Raw genomic sequence first — 21,786 nt, forward strand, 5'->3', positions numbered from 1 at the left:
GTCCGGCCCGGTGCAATGCCCTCCACTGCATTGCGGGCCGGTTTGCCACGCCGATCAGGCGGCGGCTTTGACGGGCACAGGCACCGTGTGCGACGCGAGATAGTCCATCGCCGCTGTCACGCCGCTCGCCGCCACCGGCACACCCGCAAGCTTCAAGCCCATTTCACAGCCGGCGAGCGTGCCCATCAGGGTCAGGTCGTTGCAGTCGCCAAGGTGACCGATACGGAACATGCGGCCCTTGAGCTTGCCGAGTCCGGCGCCCAGCGACATGTTGAAGCGCTCGTAGATAGTCTTGCGCACCGCATCGGCATCGATACCGTCGGGCATCATCACGCCCGTCAGCACGGGGCTGTAGACGGCCGCGTCGGCGCACTGGATCTCAAGGCCCCATGCGCGCACGGCACGGCGGCAGGCTTCGGCCAAACGCCGATGGCGCGCGAACACGTTGTCCAGGCCCTCTTCGAACAGCATGTCCAGCGCCTCGGACAGGCCATAAAGCAGGTTGGTGTTGGGCGTGTACGGCCAGTAGCCCGTTTTGTTCATCTCGATGATTTCCGTCCAGCCCCAGAAGCTGCGCGGCAATTTGGCAGAGCGGCTGGCTTCGATCGCCTTGGGCGACAGGGCGTTGAAGCTGATGCCCGGCGGCAGCATCAAGCCTTTCTGGGAGCCCGAGACGGTGACGTCCACGCCCCATTCATCGTGACGGTAGTCTGCCGAGGCGAGACCGGAAATGGTGTCGACAAGCAGCAGCGCCGGATGGCCCGCCGCATCGATCGCGCGGCGCACCGCAGCGATGTTCGAGGTCACGCCGGTCGACGTCTCGTTGTGAACGACGCAGACCGCCTTGATCACATGGCCGGTGTCAGCGCGCAGGCGCGCTTCGATCATGTCGGCCTGCACACCGCGGCGCCAGCCTTCAACGCCGGGCAGCCCGAGAAACTCCGGTTTGAGCCCGAGGCTCTCGGCCATCTTTTTCCAGAGCGTGGAGAAATGCCCGGTTTCGAACATCAGCACGGTGTCGCCGGGGCTCATCGTGTTCGACAGCGCCGCCTCCCAAGCCCCGGTCCCGGACGCCGGGTAGATGATCACCGGGTGCTCGGTCTTGAAAATCTGCTGGATACCCGCGAGAACTTTCCGGCCCAGCGCACCGAATTCCGGTCCGCGGTGGTCGATGGTCGGATAGCTCACAGCGCGCAAGATGCGGTCCGGCACCGGGCTCGGCCCCGGAATCGACAAAAAGTGACGCCCCGACGGGTGGAAATCAAGCTGCAGCATTCTTTCGGCTCCTTTTGAATTTTGGATGCAAAATTATATTACCAGCGCAGACGGAAATACCCACATCGGCGTTTACCCTTTCATTTCGCGTATCTACGGGAGTTTGGTAGAATGCTATCCATCCCCATCCGTTGATTTTTTTGTATGCAAAATACGGAAACATCAGTTGCACCGCCAGCTTCGCCGTCCTTTCCGAAGATCGGACGGCAGCGGCTTCACGACGCTGTTGTCGAGCACATGCGGGCCCTCATCATCGAAGGCGTGCTTGCGCCGGGCGTGAAGCTCAATGAGCGCATGTTGTGTGAAACGCTTGGCGTTTCGCGTACGCCGCTGCGCGAGGCCTTCAAGGTGCTGTGCGCGGAAGGGCTCATCGACATTGCGCCCAACCGGGGGGCCACGGTCACGCGGATGTCCGAGACGGAGATCCGGGAGACGTTCGAGTTGATGGGGGGTTTGGAGGCGCTGTCCGGCGAGTTGGCTTGTGAGCGCATCACATCGGCCGAGGTGGCGGAGATCAAGGCGATTCACTACGCCATGGTGGCATGCCGCCTGCGCAACGATTTGCCGGGTTACTACGCCCACAACCGTGAGATCCATGACCGCATCAGCCTGGCGGCGCGCAATTCGGCGTTGCGGGAAATGTATGTGCTGGTGAATCGGCGGCTTCAGGCACTGCGGTTCCGGTCGAATCACCGGAAACAGAAATGGGATACGGCCCTCGCCGATCACGAGGAAATGATCAAGGCCCTGGAGTTGCGCGATGGCGCAATGATGGGGGCGATCCTGCGTAAACATTTGCTCGACAAGCGCGATGCCGTCATGGCGATCTTGCAAGCCGAGGCCGCGGCTTCCGATGTTTCGATGGCTTCGGAATAGGGTGCTGTTTTACGGCCTGAGGGGAAATGGGTGAGTGGGCGTGGGTCGGCGTATGATGCGAGCCAACGTTAAAGCAAACCAATCGCCATGCAAATCTGGGTCGACGCCGACGCTTGCCCCGCTGTCATCAAGGACATCCTGTTTCGCGCAGCCGAGCGCGCGCAGGTCACAGTTACACTGGTTGCCAACCAATACCTGCGCACGCCGCCGTCGCGCTTCATCAAGTCCCTACAAGTCCCCTCCGGCGCGGACGTGGCCGATGCACGCATCATCGAGCTGGCCGAAGCCGGCGATGTGGTGATCACGGCCGATATTCCGTTGGCGGCGGGTGTGCTCAAGAAGGGCGCATTTGCGCTGGACCCGCGCGGCGGATGGTTCTCCGAGGGAACGATCGAAGAGCGCCTGTCGATGCGCGCCATGCTCGATCAGCTTCGCGGCAGCGGCGTCGAAACCGGCGGCCCCGCGCCGTTCAGTCCGCGCGATGGCAAGGCGTTTGCCGGCGAGCTCGACCGGATGCTGGCACGGCATCGCAGCGGGTTGAGCGCGCGTTAGTTCGCGAGTCTGAACGCCGTAGACATTCGCTCCTGCCGCAGGTCCGAGATTCGAAGCACTGCGGCAACCTTTGGCAACCACAATCCAACTTTGTGGAGGTCTCAAAAATGCGCACTACATTAGCTCTTGATGACGACCTTCTCGTGAAGGCACAGGCACTCACCGGTCTGCATGACAAATCGGCTTTGGTACGAGAAGCGCTCAAGGCTTTGATCGAGCGGGAGAGCGCTCGTCGCTTGGCTCGTTTGGGCGGTACAGAGCGTAATCTGGTGAATATTTCGCGACATCAGACCAAGTCAGCATGATCCTGCACTAGTCTATCGAAAACCTTATTGATGCCCCTCGTGCAGGGGCGTCCAAGTCACGTGGGGCAGTTATTCGCAGGTGCCTGCGTGCGTCCCGGCCGCAGCAACTTGTCGAGATAATCGGCAACGTCCTGCTCGGCAGCCTTGAGCACACCGCGATGATCGGTGCCGGGGTACCGGCGATAGTTCACCGGCACCTTCTTTTGACGACACGTCATCTCGACGATCTTGTCTGTGTTCGCGAGCGGCACCAGCGCATCGGTCTCGCCTTGCGCGAACATGACCGGCACGACGGGCCGGGTATTGACGATGTCCTGTGTCTGCAAATAGGTCTTCAACGCGGTGACATCGGCATTGACGAAGATCTGCGAACCCTCCATCGACGATGCAACCTCTCGCAGGTCGGACAGGCATTGCACGCGGCCGGCGTTGATCAACCTGGTGCCGGCAGGGGTGAGCATCGATTCGATATTTAGGCTCGGCTCCGCCGCCTGAGCCCCAAGCAGGATGACCGGCAGGAACGCGATCGCCGCCTTGTCTTCCGGATGCGCCACGATATATTCCATCGTTTGCGCCAGGCCGTACCCGCCCGGCGCCATGGCCACTGCGGCGACCAGTTTCAACTTGGACGTCCTGCGCCCGGCCTGCGTCGCCGTGAACAGCGCCGCCGCGCCGCCCTGGCTGTGGCCGACCACCGCCCAGCGCGTACCAATGTCATGGTTCCACTGCCGAGCCGCCGTCACGATGTCCTCGACGGTATTCGCTTCGCTGCGGCCGTTCATATAGGGGTGGATACCCGGCGTTCCGAGACCTTCATAGTCGGTCGCGGCAATGGCGTAACCTCGCGCGACCCAAGAATCGAGCATCGCCGAAGCCAGATCGACATAGTCGGACACCGGACCGCCGGGAAAACTGGCAGAAGGCGCGCACGCATCCGCCACGCCAGTCGTGCCATGCGCCCAGCTGATTACCGGCCAGCCGCCGGCGGGCGCCGTTCCCTTCGGTACCGAGACGGTCCCGGAAACAACGATTTTGCGTCCGTGGGCATCTTCGGACAGATAGGTGATCAGCGACGTACGCGCCGCGTGGGGGAGTTCGAGAACACGATTGACAGGCGCTACGGTCAGTAACGTACCGGCGCGCTCACCCGCGCCGCTGGCCGAGTGCGCCCCGGCAGCGAGCGCTGCGCCGGCTAACATGCCGGCGGCAATACCAATCGACGCCAACACTCCAGGCACTCGCTGCTTCCTCGTTTGACACGTGTTCGTCGACAAAATGATCCCCCGTTGAACCCATTGATAGTGAATGATGACCGCAGTCAAGCGGCGCTGCGACATCCTTTTACGATGGGGACGCGCACTCACATACCCCTATTCGGACGATTCGTCTCTTCGCGCAGGCAAGTTTTACCGGCCCTGAAACGCAAAACGCCCGACAAACTCGCCGGGCGTTCTGACACAACGACAGCAAAGACCTCAAATGCCCATGCAAAGGTATTTGATCACAAGGTAGTCGTCGATGCCGTAGTGCGACCCCTCGCGGCCCAAGCCCGATTGCTTGACGCCGCCGAACGGCGCCACTTCGTTCGAGATGATCCCGGTGTTGATGCCGACGATGCCGTATTCGAGCCCCTCGGCCACGCGCCAGATGCGTCCGATGTCGCGGCTGTAGAAGTAGCTCGCCAGACCGAACTCGGTGTCGTTGGCCATCGCCACCACCTCGTCGTCCGTCTTGAACCGGAACAGCGGCGCGAGCGGTCCGAACGTCTCTTCGCGCGCGACCTTCATGTCGCTGGTCGCGCCCGTTAGCACCGTCGGCTCGAAGAAGGTGTGTCCAAGCGCGTGCCGTTTGCCGCCGGTCACGACCTTGCCACCCTTCGCCACTGCGTCGGCGATATGCGCCTCGACCTTCTCGACAGCGGCCATGTCAATCAACGGCCCTTGCTCGACCCCTGGTTCGATGCCGTTGCCGACCTTGAGCCCGCGCGCGGCGGCGGCGAGCTTCTCGGCGAATGCGTCATACACGCCGTCCTGCACGTACAAGCGATTCGCGCACACGCAGGTCTGGCCGGCGTTGCGGTATTTCGACGCCATCGCACCGGCGACCGCGGCGTCGAGATCGGCATCGTCGAATACGATGAACGGCGCGTTCCCGCCCAACTCGAGCGACAACTTCTTGATCGTCGGCGCGCACTGTTGCATGAGCAAACGGCCCACTTCAGTGGAGCCGGTGAACGTCAGCTTGCGCACGATCGGGTTGCCAGTCATCTCGCCGCCAATGGCGCGCGCGTCGCCCGTCACCACGCTGAACACACCCGCTGGCACACCTGCGCGCTCCGCCAGCACGGCCAGCGCCAGCGCAGAGAACGGCGTGCTTTCCGCTGGCTTGAGCACCATCGGGCACCCTGCCGCCAGCGCGGGCCCCACCTTGCGCGTGATCATCGCAGCCGGGAAGTTCCACGGTGTGATCGCGGCGCAAACGCCAATCGGCTCCTTCACGACCAGCAGACGCTTGTCGGCGAGCGGCGTTTGCAGCGTGTCGCCAGCCACGCGCTTGCCCTCTTCCGCGAACCACTCGATGAACGACGCCGCGTACCCGATTTCGCCCTTCGCCTCGGCCAGCGGCTTACCCTGTTCGAGCGTCATGATCGTCGCGAGATCGTCGGCATTGGCGAGCATCAGCTCGTACCAGCGACGCAGGATGGCGCTTCGCTCCTTGGCGGTCTTGCGACGCCAGGCGCCCCATGCGGCATTGGCCGCCTCGATGGCGCGGCGTGTCTCGGCCGCCCCCATCTCGGGCACTCGCCCCAGCACCTCGCCGGTCGCGGGGTTGCGCACCTCAAACGTCGCGCCGTTGTCGGCGTCGCACCATCGTCCGGCGACGAACGCCTGCTGGCGCAGCAAATCGGTATCTTTCAAAGAAAACATAATCGCTCCTTCAGGGGATGGCGGGCCCGGGTGTCACGGTTGCCCGGCGGGCGCGTCGCAATAACGGACTATAACGATCATTGGATCCACCTTGTAGAGCCATTTCATTAAAATTCATGGGACCACTTTGACCATCATCGTCCAATCCGCCTTGACGCCCTAACCGCGCGCCGACACCACGCTCTTGATCTCCTGGAACGCATGCATGCCCCAGGGTCCAAGCTCCCGCCCCAGACTGCTTTGTTTGAAACCGCCCCACGATGTTTGCGGGAAAATCACCTGCGGCGCATTCACCCACACCACGCCCGCATCGAGGCGTTGCGCGACGCGCCGCGCCCGTTGCGTGTCCGATGTCACCACCGTGGCAGCCAGTCCGTAGGGACTGTCGTTGGCCAGTTCGATGGCATCGGCCTCGGTGTCGAAGGCCCGCACGCACAGCACCGGCCCGAAGATTTCCTCGCGCCACAACGCGCTGTTCGCCGGCACATCGGTGAATATCGTCGGTGAGATATAGTACCCCTGCGGGCCACATCGTTCCGGTCTCGCGCCGCCGGCCAACAGGCGTGCGCCGTCCTCGACGCCCTGACGTACATAGCGCAGCACGCGCTCATACTGCGCACGATTGATGAGCGGCCCCATCTGCACGTCTTGCGCAAACGGATCGCCGACAACGATGCGGTGCGCCCGATCGACCAGCCGGTCCAGCAACGCCCGCTCGAGTTCGCGCGCGACCAGCAGGCGCGACGTCGCGGAGCACATTTGCCCCGCGTTGAAAAAGATGCCTCCGGTGACCAGGTCGACCGCCTGATCGATGTCGGCGTCTTCGAACACGAGGATCGCGGATTTGCCGCCAAGCTCCAGGCTCACGCCCTTGACGGTTTCCGCCGCCGCCTTCATGACGATGCGTCCGACGGCGTTGCTGCCGGTGAACGAGACTTTCGAAACGCCGGGATGCGTCGTCAGCACGCCGCCGATTTCCGCGCCCGGTCCGTTGACGACATTGACCACCCCGGCCGGAAGCCCGACGTCGGCGATGATGCCCATTAGCGCCAACTCGGGCAGCGGCGTAACCTCGGACGGCTTGAGCACCACCGTGCATCCCGCCGCCAGCGCCGGCGCGAGCTTCCAGGCCGTCGTCACCATCGGAAAATTCCACGGCACGATCAACGCGGCGACACCCGCCGGCTCGCGCCGTACCCGGGCGTCGAAGTCCTGCACGGGCAAATCCACCGCTTGCTCGGACGATTCATCCAGCCCCTCAGCAAGCGTCGCGTAGTACGCAAACGTACTCGCCACGTCAGCGACGTCGATGCGCGCTTCCGCCAGCGGTTTGCCGTTGTTGAGCGACTGCAGGCGCGCCAGCGCTTCGGCTTGCGCTTCGACGGCCTTTGCAACGGCGCGCAAGTAGCGCCCGCGATCGGCGCCGGAGGTATGACGCCACGTCTTGAAGGCACGCGCGGCGGCATCGACTGCGCGCTCGACGTCGTCGGCATCCGCCACGGCGACGTGCGCCAACACCGCCTCGTTCGCCGGATTGTGGACCGGCATCGTGCGGCCACGTGCGCCGTCTTGCCAGACGCCGTCGATGTACAGTCGGGTCAGCATGCGCGGACCTCCTCGAACCATTGCGATTCATCGATCTCGATGAGCGTCGGCACGCGTTGCGTCATGGCTTCGCGCAGCGCGTCAGCCAGCGCGGCAGGATTGTTGATGCGGCGCGCCTCGCAACCGAAGCCTCGGGCGATGGTCACGAAGTCGGGCGTGTAAATGTCGACGCCGACCGGCGTGATGTCGCGCTCGACCATGTACTTCTTGATTTCGGCGTAGCCTCGGTTATTCCAGACCACGACGGCAACCGGCACGCCTGCTTCCACCGCGGCGCCGAGTTCCGGCAGCGTGAATTGCAAGCCGCCGTCGCCGATCAGACAGACCACGGGACGCTGCGGCGCACCGATCCGGGCGCCGATCGCCGCCGGCAAGCCATAGCCGAGCGTGCCATAGCCCGTTGACGCGTTGAACCACGAGCGCGGCTGCGCGGCGTCGTAGACGACATTGCCGGTGTAGACCGGCTGTGTCGAATCGCCGACCATGATGACGTCGGGCAGCGTCGCCGCCGCCGTCTCGATCAAACGCTGATGCGCCAGTGCGGCAGCATCGAACGTTTGACTCACGGCATGGCGCGTCTGCACCACGCGTGCCGCGCCCCAGTCTGCCGCCGGCAACGCTACGTCTTTGCGGACCAGCGCCGCCACCAGCGCGTGCAGGGCCTGTTGGGCATCTGCATGGATCGCGATGTCCGCCGGGAAATTACGCGTCAGTTGCGCGCGGTCGATATCGATGCGAATCAACGTGCCATCAATCGCAAAGCCGCCGTCGAACACCACGTCGTAGTCCGTTTCGCCCAATTCCGTGCCGACGGCAAGCACGACGTCCGCTTCGCGCACGAGTTCGCGCGTCGGGCGGGTCGATTGGGTCGAGCCGAGCAACAGCGGATGATCAGGCGGCAGCACGCCCTTCGCGTTGATCGTCAGCGCGACCGGTGCTTGCAGCCGCGCCGCCAAGGCGCGCACCTCGTCAGTCGCGGCGAGCGCGCCGCCGCCGACAAGCAGCAGCGGCCGGCGCGCTTGCGCGAGACGTTCGGCTGTTTGCTCGATGGCGTTCGCAGCAGCTTTGGGCTTGGCCGGCATCGGCACACGCGCCAACGACAGATGCCCTGCCGGCGCCGTGATCACATCGAGCGGCAGTTCAATGTGCACCGGGCGCGGACGCGCGCTTTCGAACACCGCGAACGCCCGGGCCAGTACGTCGGGCAATTCGTCAGGCGACATCAGCGTGTGCGAGAACGCGGTGAAGCCGGCAACAGTGTCGCGCTGCGACGGCAGTTCGTGCAGGTGCCCATTGCCGTTGCCCAGTTGATGGCGCGCGTTGACGCTGGAAATGACCAGCATGGGGATGGAATCGGCGTAGGCCTGTGCCATCGCCGTCGCAATGTTGGTCATGCCGGGGCCGGTGATGATGAAGCACACGCCCGGCTTGCCGGTCACGCGCGCGTAGCCGTCGGCCATGAAGCCCGCACCCTGCTCGTGCCGCGGCGTGACATGCCGCAGCCGCGCGTCGGCAAGCCCCCGGTACAGCTCGATCGTGTGCGCGCCCGGAATGCCGAAGATCCATTCCACGCCGTAGCCTTCAAGCAGTTTGACCAGCATCTCGCCGCAGGTCATCTCGGGCGCCGGTGCGCTCCGCACTTGCGGCGCCTGGGCCGATACGACGGACAAGCGGTCCGTATCCGAAAATTTCATCGCTGCCTCATTCATTTTTCTACCAATTGTCTGGATCAGACGGAAACGGGAATCTGGGGCCGATGCCTTTGCATCGGCCGGGGGGTTTGATGCGGCCAACGCGCCTGTCATCGATGCATGCCGGCGCGCTGCCGCTTCTCCAGCCGGCGTGCGTACCATGTCAGCGGGAAACACATCGCGAAATAGATCAGTGCGACGAGGCCGTAGATCACGAACGGCCGAAACGCCGCGTTGGTGATCACCGTGCCGACCTTGGTCAACTCGCTCAAGCCGATGATCGACACGAGCGCCGTGCTCTTGACCACCTGCACCAGAAAACCGACGGTCGGGGCGAGCGCGATCTTGCGCGCCTGGGGCCACACGATGAACCGTAGTTGCTGAACGAACGTCATACCGAGACTGGCGCCGGCGGCCCACTGTCCGCGCGGCACTGCCTCGACGCAGCCGCGCCAGATATCGAGCAAATAGGCGCTGGCATACAACGTCAGCGTGACGGACGCCGCAACCCAGGGCGAGACCTCCACGCCCAGCAACGGCAGGCCGAAGAAGGTCAGGAACAACTGCAACAGCAACGGCGTTCCCTGGAAGAGTTCAACGTACAGCGAGGTCACGCGGCGCATCCAGGGCACCTGTGACACGCGCATCGCCAACAGCGGCAGGCCTAGCAGGCCGCCGCCCGCGAAAGCGATCAGCGACAGCACCACAGTCCAGCGGGCAGCCAGCAGCAGATTGGCTGCGATATCCCATACCGAGAATTCGATCATCGCGATGACTCCACAGGCAGCGCGGGCGCGGCATTGCCATCGCGTGCAGCGAAGCGTCCGCGCCATCCGCCCGGCGCGCCGGCGCCTCGGGCGGCTCGGCCGGAGAAAAGGCCGCGGCTTAGCCGGTTGAGCAATTGCCGAAGCGCGATCGACATCAGCAGGTAAATGACCGTAATGATCAGATAGCTCTCGAACGCGCGGAAGTTGCGTGACTGGATGTAATTCGCCACGTAGGTCAGGTCGGCCACGGAGATCTGAGAGACGACCGCTGAGCCGAGCATTACGATCAGCACCTGCCCGAGCAGCGCGGGAAACACGTTGGCGATCGCCTGCGGGAGAACGATGTAGCGGAATGCCTGATGGATCGGCAAGCCCAGCGCCTGCGCAGCCTGCATCTGGCCGCGCGGGATCGAGTCGATGCCGGCACGCACGATCTCGGTGGCGTAGGCGCCGAGATTGATGGTCATTGCCAAGACCGCCGCCTGCATTTCGTCGATATGCAGCCCGAGGCTCGGCAAGCCGAAGAACACAAAAAACAATTGCACGAGGAACGGCGTGTTGCGTATCAATTCGACATACGCGACCACCAGGGCGCGGGCGGCGCGCGGGCCCGCCGCACAGACCACCGCGCCGGCAATGCCAACCAGCCCGCCCAACAGCGTGGAGACGACGGTGAGCCCGAGCGTGACGCCGAGTCCCTGCGCCAGCATGCCCACATAGGGTTCGAAGCCACTGAAATCGAATACGTAACTCATCGCCACTTCCTTATCGTCCGTCCGTGCGGCCGGCCGCCGCCGTCCTCATCGCCCTTGGCAACATCACAGTTCGGCCGGCAGCGGCGCGTGCAGCCACTTCAGCGAAATCACGTTCATCGTGCCGTCCTTGCGGGCGCGTGCGATGACCTCGTCGACCTTCTGCAGCAGGCGCGGCTCGTTCTTGTTCACGCCGACGTGATCGGGGGAACTGAACAGGGCGAACTTCTGCTCGGGATTGTTCGCCGGACGACGCGCGAGAATGGTCGCGCCGACGTCGTTGCCGACCACCATCAGCTGCACCTGGCCGGCCAGGAAAGCGGTGATGGCGCCGTTCGGATCGTCGAACCGCTTGATGACCGCGGACTTGGGCGCGGCCTTGGTGACGCTGAGGTCTTCGAGCGTGCCGCGCGCCACGGAGATCGTCTTGCCTGCCAGGTCGTCGGCGTTCTTCACGGTGAGGGCCTTGGGACCGAACACGGCCAGTTCGTACGGTGCGTACGGCTTCGAGAAGTCGATCACCTTGGCGCGTTCCGGCGTGTGGCCGACCGACAGCAGCATGTCGGTCTTGCGATTGACGAGGTACGCCATGCGGTTGTCACCGGTGACCTGCACCAGCTCGACCTTGACGTTGAGCCCCTTGGCGATCAGGTTCGCAACGTCGATGTCGTAGCCTTGCGGCTTCATGTCGGGGCCGATCGAGCCGAACGGCGGATAGTCCTCGAACACGCCGATGCGGACCACGCCCGCCTTGGCGATCGAATCGAGAACGTCGGCGTGCGCTTGCGGGGCGAACGCGCTGAACGCGGCGGCGCCGGTCAGCGAGAGAACAACGGCCGTGGCCGAGAACAGACGGCGGGCACGCGGTGCGAGTCGGGAAAGCGTCATGATCTGGACTCCTGTTGAACTGTTGAAACGGTAACGGTGGAAGGAACGCGTCAGTGCGCCGCACGCGCGGCAATCAGCTTGCAAGCCTGGGCAGGCAATTCCGCCAAAACCGGCATGCCGAGCGCGAGCCCTGGCGTCTCGCGCGGCGTCGTCGCGGCGGTGAGCGTGAAGCCGGCGCAATCGATCGTGGCCTCCAGCGTCGCGCCCACGTCGCGGATGAACGTAATCTTGCCGGCCAGGCGATTGGGGCCGACGCCGTCGGCGAAGGTCTTTAGGTGAATGTCCTCAGGACGGATCAGCAGACGGATATCGCCGGATTGACTGCCCGTGCTCGCTGCATTCGCCACGGCGACTCGCTGCCCGCCGGGCAGCGTCACCTGCCCCTGTCCGTCGTGACTGACCGGCAGGATGTTGCCCAAGCCGATGAAGTCGGCGACGAACTCGCTGACCGGGTCGCGATAGATGTCGAGCGGCTTGCCGACCTGCGCGATGCGGCCCTTCTCCATGACGACGATTTCATCGGCCATCGTCATCGCCTCGCGCTGATCGTGGGTGACCATGATGGTCGTGATGCCGAGGCGCTGTTGCAGCAGGCGAATCTCGACCTGCATCGCCTCGCGCAGCTTCGCGTCGAGCGCGGAAAGGGGCTCGTCGAGCAACAGCAGCTTGGGCGACGAGGCAATCGCCCGCGCGATCGCAACACGCTGCCGCTGGCCGCCCGACAACTGGGTGACAGGCCGGTCGCGCATGTACGGCAGCTGGATCATCTCAAGCAGTTCGGTGACGCGGCGCGCTTGCTCGGCCGCGCCCGTCTTGCGCAAGCGCAGCGGGTACGCGATGTTTTGCGCGACGGTCATGTGCGGGAACAGCGCGAGCGCCTGGAACACCATGCCGAAATCGCGCCGGTTGGCCGGCGTGTGCGTGATGTCGCGACCGCCGAACGTGATGTTGCCGGCGCTCGGCATTTCCAGGCCGGCGATCATGCGCAACAACGTGGTCTTGCCGCAGCCGGAGGGGCCGAGGAAGCAAACCAGCTTGCCGTCGGGCACGCTCAGGTCGACATGGTCGACGGCGCAAGCCGCGTTGAAGCGCTTGGTGACGGCCTTCAGGGTTAATGGATTCATGAGGGATACCTGCCGGATTCGGGTGCGGTGAGAGATCAGAGCGCAACGCCCTTGTCGCCGACCAGCTTTTCCAGCAGCCAGATCAGCGCGAAGTCGATTGCGACGATGAAAACGGCGAACGAGAACACGGTCGGATCGAGCGACGAGACGGTGCGGCTGTAAAGCCATACCGGCAAGGTCATCGTGTCGATGCCGTAGAGGAAGAACGTCACCGTGAATTCATTGAACGAGATGATGAACGCGAACAGCATGCCGGCCAGGATGCCGGGGCGCATCAGCGGCAGGACGACATCGATCATCGCGCGGCGCGGGCTCGCGCCCATCACCCAGGCGGCCTCCTCGAACTCCGGACCGATCGACGCGACCGATGCCGCGCAGTTTTTCACGGTAAACGGCAGCACCAGGATCACGTGCGCGATGATGAGCCGGAACACGCCGAGTTCGACCGGCAACGCGTTGAAGACCAGCAGCAGCGACAGGCCGAGCATGACCAGCGGATACACGAGCGGCAGCGCCACCAGTTGCTCAACCGCCGGCTTGCCGCGAAACCGGCAACGGCTCAGCGCGTAGGCCGCCGGCGCCGACACGGCGGTGGCGATCAGCATCGTCGATATCGCGACGAGGAGGCTCGTGCGCAGCGCGTCGCCGATCGACATCGCGTCGCCGGCCGCCGGCGCGACGAACGTGTGCCACGCGGCGCGATACCACTGCAGGCTGTATTCGTGCGGCGGAAACTGGAGCGTGCCCGTGGCACCGAACGACATGACGATCATCGTCAGGATCGGCAGCGCCGCGAGAAACAGCACAATCCCCGCGAGCAGCGCGGTGGGCACGCCGAGGCGGCCCGGCATGGCAGCGGGCCAAAGCCGCAGGGTTGACGTAGACGGGCTCATGCGTCGGACTCCTTGAGACGTTGCGTGCGTTGCGCAAGACGCTGGGACAACGTCATCACGAGGAGGGTCGCAGCCATCAGCACGACGCCCGAAGCGGATGCGGCGGGCCAGTTCAGCAACGGCGCGACCTGATCGTGGACGAGCACGGCGAGCATCGGCACACGGCGGCCGCCGAGCAGCAGCGGCACGGCGAAGGCGCTCGCGTTGTAGGCGAACACGAGCAGCGCACCGGAGACAATCCCCGGCATGGCAAGCGGCAACACCACGTGGCGCAGCGTTTGCCAACGCGTGGCGCCGAGCGTGGCGGCAGCCTCTTCGTACGACGCCGAGACGGCGCGCATTGCGCTCGACATCGGCAGCACGGCGAGCGGGAACGCTGTCTGGATCAGGCCCAGCAGCACGCCATGTTCGCGATACAGCCACATCAACGGGCGTTCGATCGCGCCGCTTGCGATGAGCGCGTGATTGAGCAGGCCTGCCGGGCCGAGGATGACCAGCCAGCCGTAGCCCTGCAAAAGCAGGTTGACCAGCAGCGGCAACAGCACGCCGGCGAGCAGCAACCGGCGGGCAAGCCGCGATTCGGTGCGCGTCATCGCGAGCGCGACCGGGATCGCGAGCACTACGGCGCAGACCATGCTCTGCGCGGCGAGCCGCAAGGTCAGCCAGAGCGATTTCAGGAAATAGCTGTCCGCCAGTTCCACGTAGTTCTGCAGCGTGAAACTGCGCCATTCGTTGCCCGACTCGGCGAAACTCATGCGCAGCACGACGAGCGAGGCGGCGGTGAGCACTGCCAGGAACACCAGGATCGGCGCGAGCAGCAGCCACGGCCGCGCGTGCGGCGGGAGCGCGCCCGGCGCCGTGGCACCCTGTCCCCGCGGATCGCCCGCGCGGACGTGTTGCGTCGGAGTAGCGGACATCATGGTCATGCCGAGAAGATCTGCGTATAGCGCTTGATCCAGGCCGCCTGCACCTGGGAGAGCGCCTTGTCGTCATGCAGTACGGCCTTTTCCGCGATTTGCTGCGGGCTCGGCACGAAGGCGCGGCTCTCGGCCGGAATCACGGCGCGGCCGTTGACCGGACCGTTGAGCACGTCGGCGGCCATGCGGCCTTGCACGCCGGCATCGAGCGAGTGGTTGATGAACGCGTGGATCAGGTCGCTGTCGCCGGGATGCGCCTTCGGGATCACCGTGAACATCAATTGCGTGGCGAAGCCCTCCTTCATGCCGTAGGTCACGCCCATCTTGTATTCGGGCTTGCGGATCTGCTCAGGGAAGAAGGCCGGCGAGTAGATGCCGCCGAGGTCGAGCGAGCCGGTGCGGAACAGGTCGGCAATCTGGTTCGGGTTCTCGCCCAGCGTCATGACGCGATCCTTCAACAGCGCCAGTTTCTTGAAGCCCGGTTCGATGTTCTGCTGCGAGCCGCCCGACAGTTTTGCGGCGATGATCGCCAGATCGACTGCCTCGGCCCATTCGGGCGGCGGCAGGAACAGCTTGCCCGCATATTTCGGGTCCCACAGCGCCTCGTACGAGGTCGGCGGCGTCTTGACCGTTGCCGTGTTGTAGATGAGGCCGTCGGACCACAGCAGATAGCCGATGCCGAAGCCGTTGGCGCCGGTCCGGTACTGGGGGGCGACTTCCTTCAGGTTCGGGAGCTTGTCGAGGTCGGGCTTGGTCAGCAGGCCGGCATCGCCGAGCCCTGCGGCGCCGACACCCGCGAGCGTGATCACGTCGTAGGTCGGGCGATCGCCCGCAGCCTTGACCTTGGCAACCATGCCGGAGGTGCCGTCGGCGCGGTCGGCGATGACTTTCGCGCCGGTCTTGGCGCTGAAGGTCGCGGCAATGTTTCGCAACGCGGCGGCGCCGGTGTCGTCGGACCACGTCAGCAGACGCAGCGTCTTGCCTGCAAAATTGCGGTCCTGCGCGCGGGCCTGGATGAACGGCGTCGGTAGCGCGGACGCCGCCAGCGCCGCACCGATGGTCTTGATTGCCTGCCTTCTGCCCAATTTGATGTCGTGCATGGTTCTCTCCGGTGATCGACGAGGCAGCGGTCCGCCGGTTGGGGAGGGAGCGAACGCGTTGCCGATGAACGGACTCTAGGAAAGACAAAATCGCGCAACAAACGAAATCTTTGCATGCTCGTCATGTCTTTTTCTCATGACGGCGCGCTATCGCTTGGCTGGCTTGAGGGTGCCCACACAGCCCGCCGAGTGGCGCCGGCAGGGGTATTCGGGTTTACATCCATGCCGAAAACGTGCGAAAAGCGGCCTAATGTGACGCCAAAGCCATCGATCGGCATGTGTCGCCCCTATTTCAACGGGGCGACGCGTCCACCGCAAAATCGGTCAAGACCGCATGAGCCGCACGCATGAGACCGGCAGCGACGATCGATGTGCCGAACGACCCCGTGTGCGAGCACGATGACGCCCCTGGAATGCCGGACAACCGCAATGCGACTGCTTCCCCCCTTGAATGCCTTGCAGGTCTTTGAAATCGTTGCGCGCTACCGCAGCTTCACGCGCGCGGCCGAGCATTTGTGCCTCACGCAGGGCGCCGTCAGCCGGCAAATTCTGTCGCTCGAGAACTACTACCAGTTGCCGCTGTTCGAACGGCGCGCCAAAGGGCTCACGCTGACGCCCGAAGGCGAGCGCCTGTTGCCCGCGGTCAAGGAGGGGCTCGCGTGCATCGAGGAGGCGTCGATCCGTCTGAAGCGGCAAACGCCGGATCTCGCGCTGAAAGTCCCGACCTGCGCGATGCACTGGATGTTGCCCAAGATCATGCGCTTCCAGAAGGAGCATCCGGGCCTGCAGATGCAGATCACGACGTCCTGGCAGCACACGGTCGATTTCGAGAGCGAGCCGTACGATGCGGCCATCGTGTATGGCTCATCGCCCGGCCGCAACGTCCACTCGATCCGGCTGTTCGACGAGGTGTTGACGCCGGTATGCTCGCCCGAGCTGGCCAACGGCGGAGCGATCGCCACCGAGGCGGACCTGACGCGGTACACGCTGCTGCACCCGACGCGCGACCATCGCGACTGGAAGCGCTGGCTCGATCACGTCGGCATGAAAAGCATCGACGTGTCGGGCGGGCTGAATTTCGAAACGCTCGACATGGCAACGAGCGCGGCAGTGCAAGGGCTGGGCGTGGCGATCGGCGACTGCACGCTGGTCAAGGAGGACATCGAGGCCGGCCGCCTGGTCATGCCGTTTGAAATGACGGTGACGACGGGCGCGAGCTATTACTTTGTCCACCCCGACAACGTCACCACCCAGGACAAGGTCAACCGGTTCAGCGAATGGATCGCGACCCAGCCGCTGTGGGCGACGGACGCCGAGCACGCGCCGGCCCGGTCCCGCTGACGCCAGATGGGCTCGCGCGGCCTGCACACATGGGTTTGCAGGCCGACGATTACTTCAGAAATCCCGAAACTGATTGTTTAATTTTCCCGGATTGTTCGCGACGGGGCGGGCATGCACCATTGGCCTTCATCGGCGCGGTATGCCTGACGGCCCCGCGTCCGCCAAGCCCCGTTCGGCGCGGCTTTCGCCATTTGGCCTGCCGCAGTGCCAACGATAAAGATCGGAGACATACGATGCTTCTCAAACGTCACACGGCTCGCCTCCTCCTCGCAGTCGCAACCGGTGCCGCCTGCGCCTTCGCCCACGTGAGCGCGTTCGCACAGAATACAGCCGTCACATTGGCTCCCGGACAACTCAAGGTCGGCATGGAAATCACCTATCCGCCGTTCGAATCCTTCGAGGGCGACAAGGTGGTCGGCTCCGATCCGGAACTGGCACACGCACTCGCCAAGCAACTGAACGCCAGCGCAAGCTTCATCGACACACGCTTTACCGGCCTGATCCTCGGGCTCAACGCGCGACGCTATGACGCAGTCATCTCCGGCATGTACGTGACGCCCGAGCGGGTCGCCCAGGCTCGCGTGATTCCCTACGCACAAGCGGGCGCGGCCATCATTGTGCCGGCGGCAGGATCGCTCAAGCCCAAGCGCCCCGAGGATCTGTGCGGCCTGCGCGTGGGCCTGGAACAGGGCACCACCTGGGTTGCCCAGCTTCGCTCCCTGTCGCAAACTTATTGCAAGGCGAACGGCAAGGGCGACATCACCGTCAGCGAGTTCCCGTCGGCGCCCGAGGCAATGCAGGCCTTGCTGGCGAACAATGTTCAGGCGCAGATGGAAATCGCAGGCGCAGCGACTGCGCTGGCCGCAAAGTCGTCGGGGCGCGTGGTGGTCTCGTCGACCGACCTGATCTATCCGCAAACGCTCGGCATCTATGTCAAGAAGGACAACGCAGCGTTGCATGACGCCCTGACGCGTGCCCTCGAGCAAGTGAAGAAGACCGGCGAGTACGACGCGATTCTCAAGAAATACAAGCTGCTGCCGCCGCCCCCCAACGCTTCCTGAGCCGGCCACCGCCTGTTCACGCAATTGCTCTGAGTAAGAGGTTCCCATGCATTTCGATTTTGCTTATCTTCTGTCGCTGTTCACGCTGCCCGCCTTATGGCAGGCCTGCGTGACCGTGGTGGAACTCAGCGCTTTGTCGTGGACGCTCGGCCTGCTCCTGGGCTTCCCGCTCGCAGCGGCAAAGCTGTACGGCCCGCGCTGGCTCGCGGTGCCTGCGTCGCTGTATATCTGGTTCTTCCGCAGCGTGCCGTTGCTGGTGGTGATGGTCTTTGTCTTCAATCTGCCGCAACTGTTTCCCGCCTCTGGCGCGATGCTGTCCAATCCGTTCATCGCGGGGTTCATCGCGCTGGTCGTGACGGAGGCTGCCTATATGGCGGAGATCCATCGCGGCGGGCTGCTGTCGGTCGCGAAGGGCCAGTACGAGGCAGGCGCGGCGCTGGGCATCCGTGCGTTCGGCCTGCAACGGCTCGTGGTGATCCCGCAGGCGTTCCGCATCGCGCTGCCGACAATGGTCAACGAGTTCATCACCTGCGTTAAGCTCACCTCGCTCGCATCGGTGATTTCACTCACGGAACTGCTGATGGTCGGGCAGCGCCTGTACTCGCAGAATTTTCTGGTGCTGGAGACGCTTAGCGCGATCGCGATTTTCTACGTGATGATCGTCACGGTGTTTGGCTGGGTCCTGTCCTACGTCGAGCGCCGCCTCGATCTCGCACGACGCCGTCCCGAAACGCTGCGCGATGCGGCGCTCGAGGCGCTGCGCCACGACGCCGCCCCGCTGCCGCCGGCCGCCGCAACGCGCAACGGCGGAGGCGCGCCGCTGGCACTGCAGATCAAGCATCTGCACAAGCGCTATGGCGACCATGAAGTCCTCACCGGCGTCGACCTCGACGTCGGCACGGGCGAGGTCATTTCGATCATCGGCCCGTCGGGCTCGGGCAAGACCTCGCTGATTCGCACGATCAACGCGCTCGAGCGGATCGACAAGGGGGAGATCACGCTGTTCGGCGAGCGATTCATCGCGGCGGGCGACCGGCCCGGCAATCGGCGTGTGAACGACGGCCTCCGCCATATCGGCATGGTGTTCCAGGGTTTCCATCTGTTCCCGCACCGCACGATTCTCGACAATGTCGTCATGGCGCCACGCTATCACGGCCGCGGCACGCGCGAAACCACCACCCGCCAGGCGCTGGCGCTGCTCGACAAGGTGGGTCTGCTGGCGCACGCGTACAAGTATCCGCATCAGCTCTCGGGCGGGCAGCAGCAACGCGTGGCGATCGCGCGGGCGCTGGCGATGGCGCCGGACATCATGCTGTTCGACGAGCCGACCTCGGCGCTCGATCCGGAGCTGGTCGGCGAGGTCCTCAAGGTGATCGGCGATCTCGCGAAGGAAGGCATGACGATGATCATCGTGACGCATGAAATGGACTTTGCGATGTCGATTTCAGACCGCGTGGTGTTCATGGAGCGCGGCGTGGTGCAATGCGCCGCCTCGCCCGACACGATCCGGTGCGACCCCGCCGCCGAGCGCGTCCGCCGGTTCATCGGCATCGAATCGGCTTCCGGCGCAGCCGTCAATTTCACGGAATCCGTGCCGGCCTGAGCGTCGTGTCAGCGATACCTCAGGCGTCGAGCTGGCGCTTGAGCATCTCGCGGAATTTCTGTACCAGCGGGTCCTTGGCGCGCCCGCGCCGCAGCGCAAGCGAGAACGGCGCCTGATAGCCATACGTCGCGGGAATGAGCGCCCGCAGCCGCCCCTGCTCGACCCACGGCTGCGCGAAATGCTCGGGCAGGAAGCCGATATAGGCGCCGGACAGGATCAGGATCAGCTGGCCCTCCATGTTGTCGACCGTCGCCTCGGTGCGTTTAAAGCCGTGCCGCACGAGTTCCACCTGGTTCCAGTACGCCCGCCCCACCATCCGTTGCAGGCTGATCTCTTCCTGTGAAATTTGCTGCGCCTCGAACAACGGATGCGCATTACTGCAATACAGCCAGTGTTGTTCGCGATACAGCGGTTGGTAAAGCAGTCCGTTCATACGCAATTGGAATGCGCCGATCGCCAGGTCGAGACGATTGCTCAACACGCTCAGCTGCAGCTCGTAAGGGCTTTGCACGTGCAGATGCAGGTGAACGGCCGGATGTTCGCGCGCAAATGCACCGATCACGTCGGACAGCGGCAGCGATTTGTCGGTAACGGTGGCGTCGAGCACGCCGAGCTTGAGACTGCCGCGCAACTCGCCCCGCAGCCCCGCCGCATATCGCTCGAACCCCTCGACTTCCCCGAGCAGGCGCAATGCCTCGCGATGAAACTCTTCGCCTTTGACCGTCAGGCTGAAGCCGCCTCGCCCGCGATGGCACAGCACGACGCCGACCAGCGATTCCAGTTGACTCATGTAGGTGCTGATCGCCGACGTCGACAGGTTCAGCTCCTGCTGGGCGTTGGCAAATCCCTGATGACGCACCACACAAGTGAAGATGCGCAGCAGGCGAGCGTCTGGAATGACAGTAGACAAGCGAGGCTCCGTCTGGCGGAAAGTGGGCTGGAACGCGGCTTGGCCATGGCCTTCGATGCCGCAGCGCACCGCGATACTTTAGAAATACCTGAACTGAATATTTTGCGCCAGCCATTTTTCATGGTTTGCGGCCGCGCCATGATGCATCACGTAAGACATGTTGACGACAGGTGAACATCGCTATGGAAAAGACTCTCCACCAACCGCTCGGCGGTCATGAGATGCCGCGCTTCGGCGGCATCGCAACCATGCTCCGGCTGCCGCATCTGCCCTCGCCCGAGGGACTCGACGCCGCGTTTGTCGGCGTGCCGCTCGATATCGGTACGTCGCTGCGTGCCGGCACCCGCTTCGGGCCGCGCGGCATCCGCGCGGAATCGGTGATGATCCGCCCGTACAACATGGCGACGGGCGCCGCGCCGTTCGATTCGCTGTCGGTGGCGGACATCGGCGACGTGGCCATCAATACTTTCAATCTGCTTGATGCAGTACGCATCATCGAGCAGGCGTACGATCGCATTCTCGAACACGGCGTGGTGCCGCTCACCTTGGGTGGAGACCATACCATCACGCTGCCGATCCTGCGTGCGATCAAGCGCAAGTACGGCAAAGTCGGTCTCGTGCACGTCGACGCGCATGCCGACGTCAACGATCACATGTTCGGCGAGAAGATCGCGCACGGCACGACGTTCCGCCGCGCGGTTGAGGAAGGACTGCTCGATTGTGACCGCGTGGTGCAGATCGGGCTGCGCGCACAGGGTTACACGGCCGACGATTTCAACTGGAGCCGGCGTCAGGGCTTTCGCGTGGTCCAGGCCGAGGAGTGCTGGCACAAGTCGCTTGAACCGTTGATGGCCGAGGTAAGGGAGAAGGTCGACGGCGGGCCGGTGTACCTGAGCTTCGACATCGATGGCATCGATCCGGCCTGGGCGCCCGGCACAGGCACGCCCGAGGTCGGCGGGCTGACGACTATCCAGGCCATCGAAATCATTCGCGGGTGCCATGGGCTCAACCTGATCGGCTGCGACCTGGTCGAGGTATCGCCGCCGTACGATACGACGGGCAATACGTCGCTGCTCGGTGCAAACTTGCTCTACGAGATGCTGTGCGTTTTGCCGGGTGTCGTGCGCCGTTAGTTCACGCTGATTCGGGCTCGCAAACGTGCTCTGCCGGTCGGCTGGCAAGGTGCCAGACGACCGGCA

The 21,786-nt window shown here is 64.2% G+C and carries 20 protein-coding genes; 7 read left to right on the forward strand and 13 right to left on the reverse strand.

The genetic code is table 11. From position 1 onward, the window contains the following. Positions 1-54 precede the first annotated feature (54 nt). Positions 55-1,275 carry a pyridoxal-phosphate-dependent aminotransferase family protein gene (locus tag PTE30175_RS06860; RefSeq protein WP_150696305.1) on the reverse strand — a complete coding sequence of 407 codons (1,221 nt, stop codon included), beginning with the start codon at positions 1,273-1,275 and terminating at the stop codon, positions 55-57. Between the two features lie 144 nt (positions 1,276-1,419). On the opposite strand from PTE30175_RS06860, the gene PTE30175_RS06865 reads away from it, so the two are divergent. The 3 genes from PTE30175_RS06865 to PTE30175_RS06875 all read left to right on the forward strand — a co-directional run bounded on the left by PTE30175_RS06865 (position 1,420) and on the right by PTE30175_RS06875 (position 3,008). Next, on the forward strand, positions 1,420-2,151 hold the full coding sequence (locus PTE30175_RS06865) for a GntR family transcriptional regulator (protein WP_150696306.1): 732 nt from the start codon (positions 1,420-1,422) through the stop codon (positions 2,149-2,151). A gap of 87 nt (positions 2,152-2,238) precedes the next feature. Beyond that, complete coding sequence (locus PTE30175_RS06870) at positions 2,239-2,703, forward strand: YaiI/YqxD family protein (RefSeq protein ID WP_150696307.1); 465 nt, start codon at positions 2,239-2,241, stop codon at positions 2,701-2,703. Between the two features lie 107 nt (positions 2,704-2,810). Then, on the forward strand, positions 2,811-3,008 hold the full coding sequence (locus PTE30175_RS06875) for a type II toxin-antitoxin system VapB family antitoxin (protein WP_150696308.1): 198 nt from the start codon (positions 2,811-2,813) through the stop codon (positions 3,006-3,008). Positions 3,009-3,064: 56 nt separating this feature from the next. Here PTE30175_RS06875 and PTE30175_RS06880 read toward each other — a convergent pair whose 3' ends face one another. The 11 genes from PTE30175_RS06880 to PTE30175_RS06930 all read right to left on the reverse strand — a co-directional run bounded on the left by PTE30175_RS06880 (position 3,065) and on the right by PTE30175_RS06930 (position 15,672). Continuing rightward, positions 3,065-4,246, reverse strand: coding sequence for an alpha/beta hydrolase family protein (locus PTE30175_RS06880; RefSeq protein ID WP_191628878.1), 1,182 nt, complete (start codon positions 4,244-4,246; stop codon positions 3,065-3,067). Positions 4,247-4,483: 237 nt separating this feature from the next. Beyond that, a complete protein-coding gene (gene gabD, locus PTE30175_RS06885) occupies positions 4,484-5,935 on the reverse strand; it encodes an NADP-dependent succinate-semialdehyde dehydrogenase (protein ID WP_150696310.1) in 1,452 nt (483 codons plus the stop codon). A gap of 159 nt (positions 5,936-6,094) precedes the next feature. Continuing rightward, a complete protein-coding gene (locus tag PTE30175_RS06890) occupies positions 6,095-7,540 on the reverse strand; it encodes an aldehyde dehydrogenase family protein (RefSeq protein WP_224788630.1) in 1,446 nt (481 codons plus the stop codon). After that, positions 7,534-9,156, reverse strand: a complete 1,623-nt coding sequence (locus tag PTE30175_RS06895) for a 5-guanidino-2-oxopentanoate decarboxylase (protein ID WP_150696365.1) — start codon at positions 9,154-9,156, stop codon at positions 7,534-7,536. Before PTE30175_RS06895 ends, PTE30175_RS06890 begins: the two co-directional genes overlap by 7 nt. 185 nt (positions 9,157-9,341) lie before the next feature. Next, complete coding sequence (locus tag PTE30175_RS06900) at positions 9,342-9,998, reverse strand: amino acid ABC transporter permease (RefSeq protein ID WP_150696312.1); 657 nt, start codon at positions 9,996-9,998, stop codon at positions 9,342-9,344. After that, complete coding sequence (locus PTE30175_RS06905) at positions 9,995-10,753, reverse strand: amino acid ABC transporter permease (protein WP_150696313.1); 759 nt, start codon at positions 10,751-10,753, stop codon at positions 9,995-9,997. The genes PTE30175_RS06900 and PTE30175_RS06905 overlap by 4 nt, the downstream gene beginning before the upstream one ends. A gap of 63 nt (positions 10,754-10,816) precedes the next feature. Beyond that, positions 10,817-11,638, reverse strand: a complete 822-nt coding sequence (locus PTE30175_RS06910) for a transporter substrate-binding domain-containing protein (protein WP_150696314.1) — start codon at positions 11,636-11,638, stop codon at positions 10,817-10,819. 50 nt (positions 11,639-11,688) lie between these two features. Further along, complete coding sequence (locus tag PTE30175_RS06915; RefSeq protein ID WP_150696315.1) at positions 11,689-12,762, reverse strand: ABC transporter ATP-binding protein; 1,074 nt, start codon at positions 12,760-12,762, stop codon at positions 11,689-11,691. 35 nt (positions 12,763-12,797) lie between these two features. Beyond that, positions 12,798-13,655, reverse strand: a complete 858-nt coding sequence (locus PTE30175_RS06920; RefSeq protein ID WP_150696316.1) for an ABC transporter permease — start codon at positions 13,653-13,655, stop codon at positions 12,798-12,800. Next, positions 13,652-14,581, reverse strand: a complete 930-nt coding sequence (locus PTE30175_RS06925) for an ABC transporter permease (RefSeq protein ID WP_150696317.1) — start codon at positions 14,579-14,581, stop codon at positions 13,652-13,654. The genes PTE30175_RS06920 and PTE30175_RS06925 overlap by 4 nt, the downstream gene beginning before the upstream one ends. Continuing rightward, positions 14,578-15,672, reverse strand: a complete 1,095-nt coding sequence (locus PTE30175_RS06930; RefSeq protein ID WP_150696318.1) for an ABC transporter substrate-binding protein — start codon at positions 15,670-15,672, stop codon at positions 14,578-14,580. The genes PTE30175_RS06925 and PTE30175_RS06930 overlap by 4 nt, the downstream gene beginning before the upstream one ends. A gap of 429 nt (positions 15,673-16,101) precedes the next feature. On the opposite strand from PTE30175_RS06930, the gene PTE30175_RS06935 reads away from it, so the two are divergent. The 3 genes from PTE30175_RS06935 (at position 16,102) to PTE30175_RS06945 (ending at position 19,677) form a co-directional block, all read left to right on the forward strand. After that, a complete protein-coding gene (locus PTE30175_RS06935) occupies positions 16,102-17,013 on the forward strand; it encodes a LysR substrate-binding domain-containing protein (RefSeq protein ID WP_150696319.1) in 912 nt (303 codons plus the stop codon). Positions 17,014-17,246: 233 nt separating this feature from the next. Beyond that, entirely contained in the window at positions 17,247-18,074 is an 828-nt protein-coding gene (locus PTE30175_RS06940; RefSeq protein WP_150696320.1) for an ABC transporter substrate-binding protein, read from the forward strand. 46 nt (positions 18,075-18,120) lie between these two features. Continuing rightward, positions 18,121-19,677 carry an amino acid ABC transporter permease/ATP-binding protein gene (locus PTE30175_RS06945; RefSeq protein WP_150696321.1) on the forward strand — a complete coding sequence of 519 codons (1,557 nt, stop codon included), beginning with the start codon at positions 18,121-18,123 and terminating at the stop codon, positions 19,675-19,677. 19 nt (positions 19,678-19,696) lie between these two features. On the opposite strand, the gene PTE30175_RS06950 is transcribed toward PTE30175_RS06945, so the two are convergent. After that, the gene (locus PTE30175_RS06950) at positions 19,697-20,587 is read right to left on the reverse strand and encodes a LysR family transcriptional regulator (RefSeq protein WP_150696322.1); all 891 of its coding nucleotides are present in this window, start codon (positions 20,585-20,587) and stop codon (positions 19,697-19,699) included. Positions 20,588-20,769: 182 nt separating this feature from the next. On the opposite strand from PTE30175_RS06950, the gene speB reads away from it, so the two are divergent. Then, the gene (gene speB, locus PTE30175_RS06955; protein WP_150696323.1) at positions 20,770-21,720 is read left to right on the forward strand and encodes an agmatinase; all 951 of its coding nucleotides are present in this window, start codon (positions 20,770-20,772) and stop codon (positions 21,718-21,720) included. Positions 21,721-21,786: the final 66 nt, after the last annotated feature.

Source organism: Pandoraea terrae (assembly GCF_902459695.1).
Classification (GTDB): Bacteria; Pseudomonadota; Gammaproteobacteria; order Burkholderiales; family Burkholderiaceae; genus Pandoraea; species Pandoraea terrae.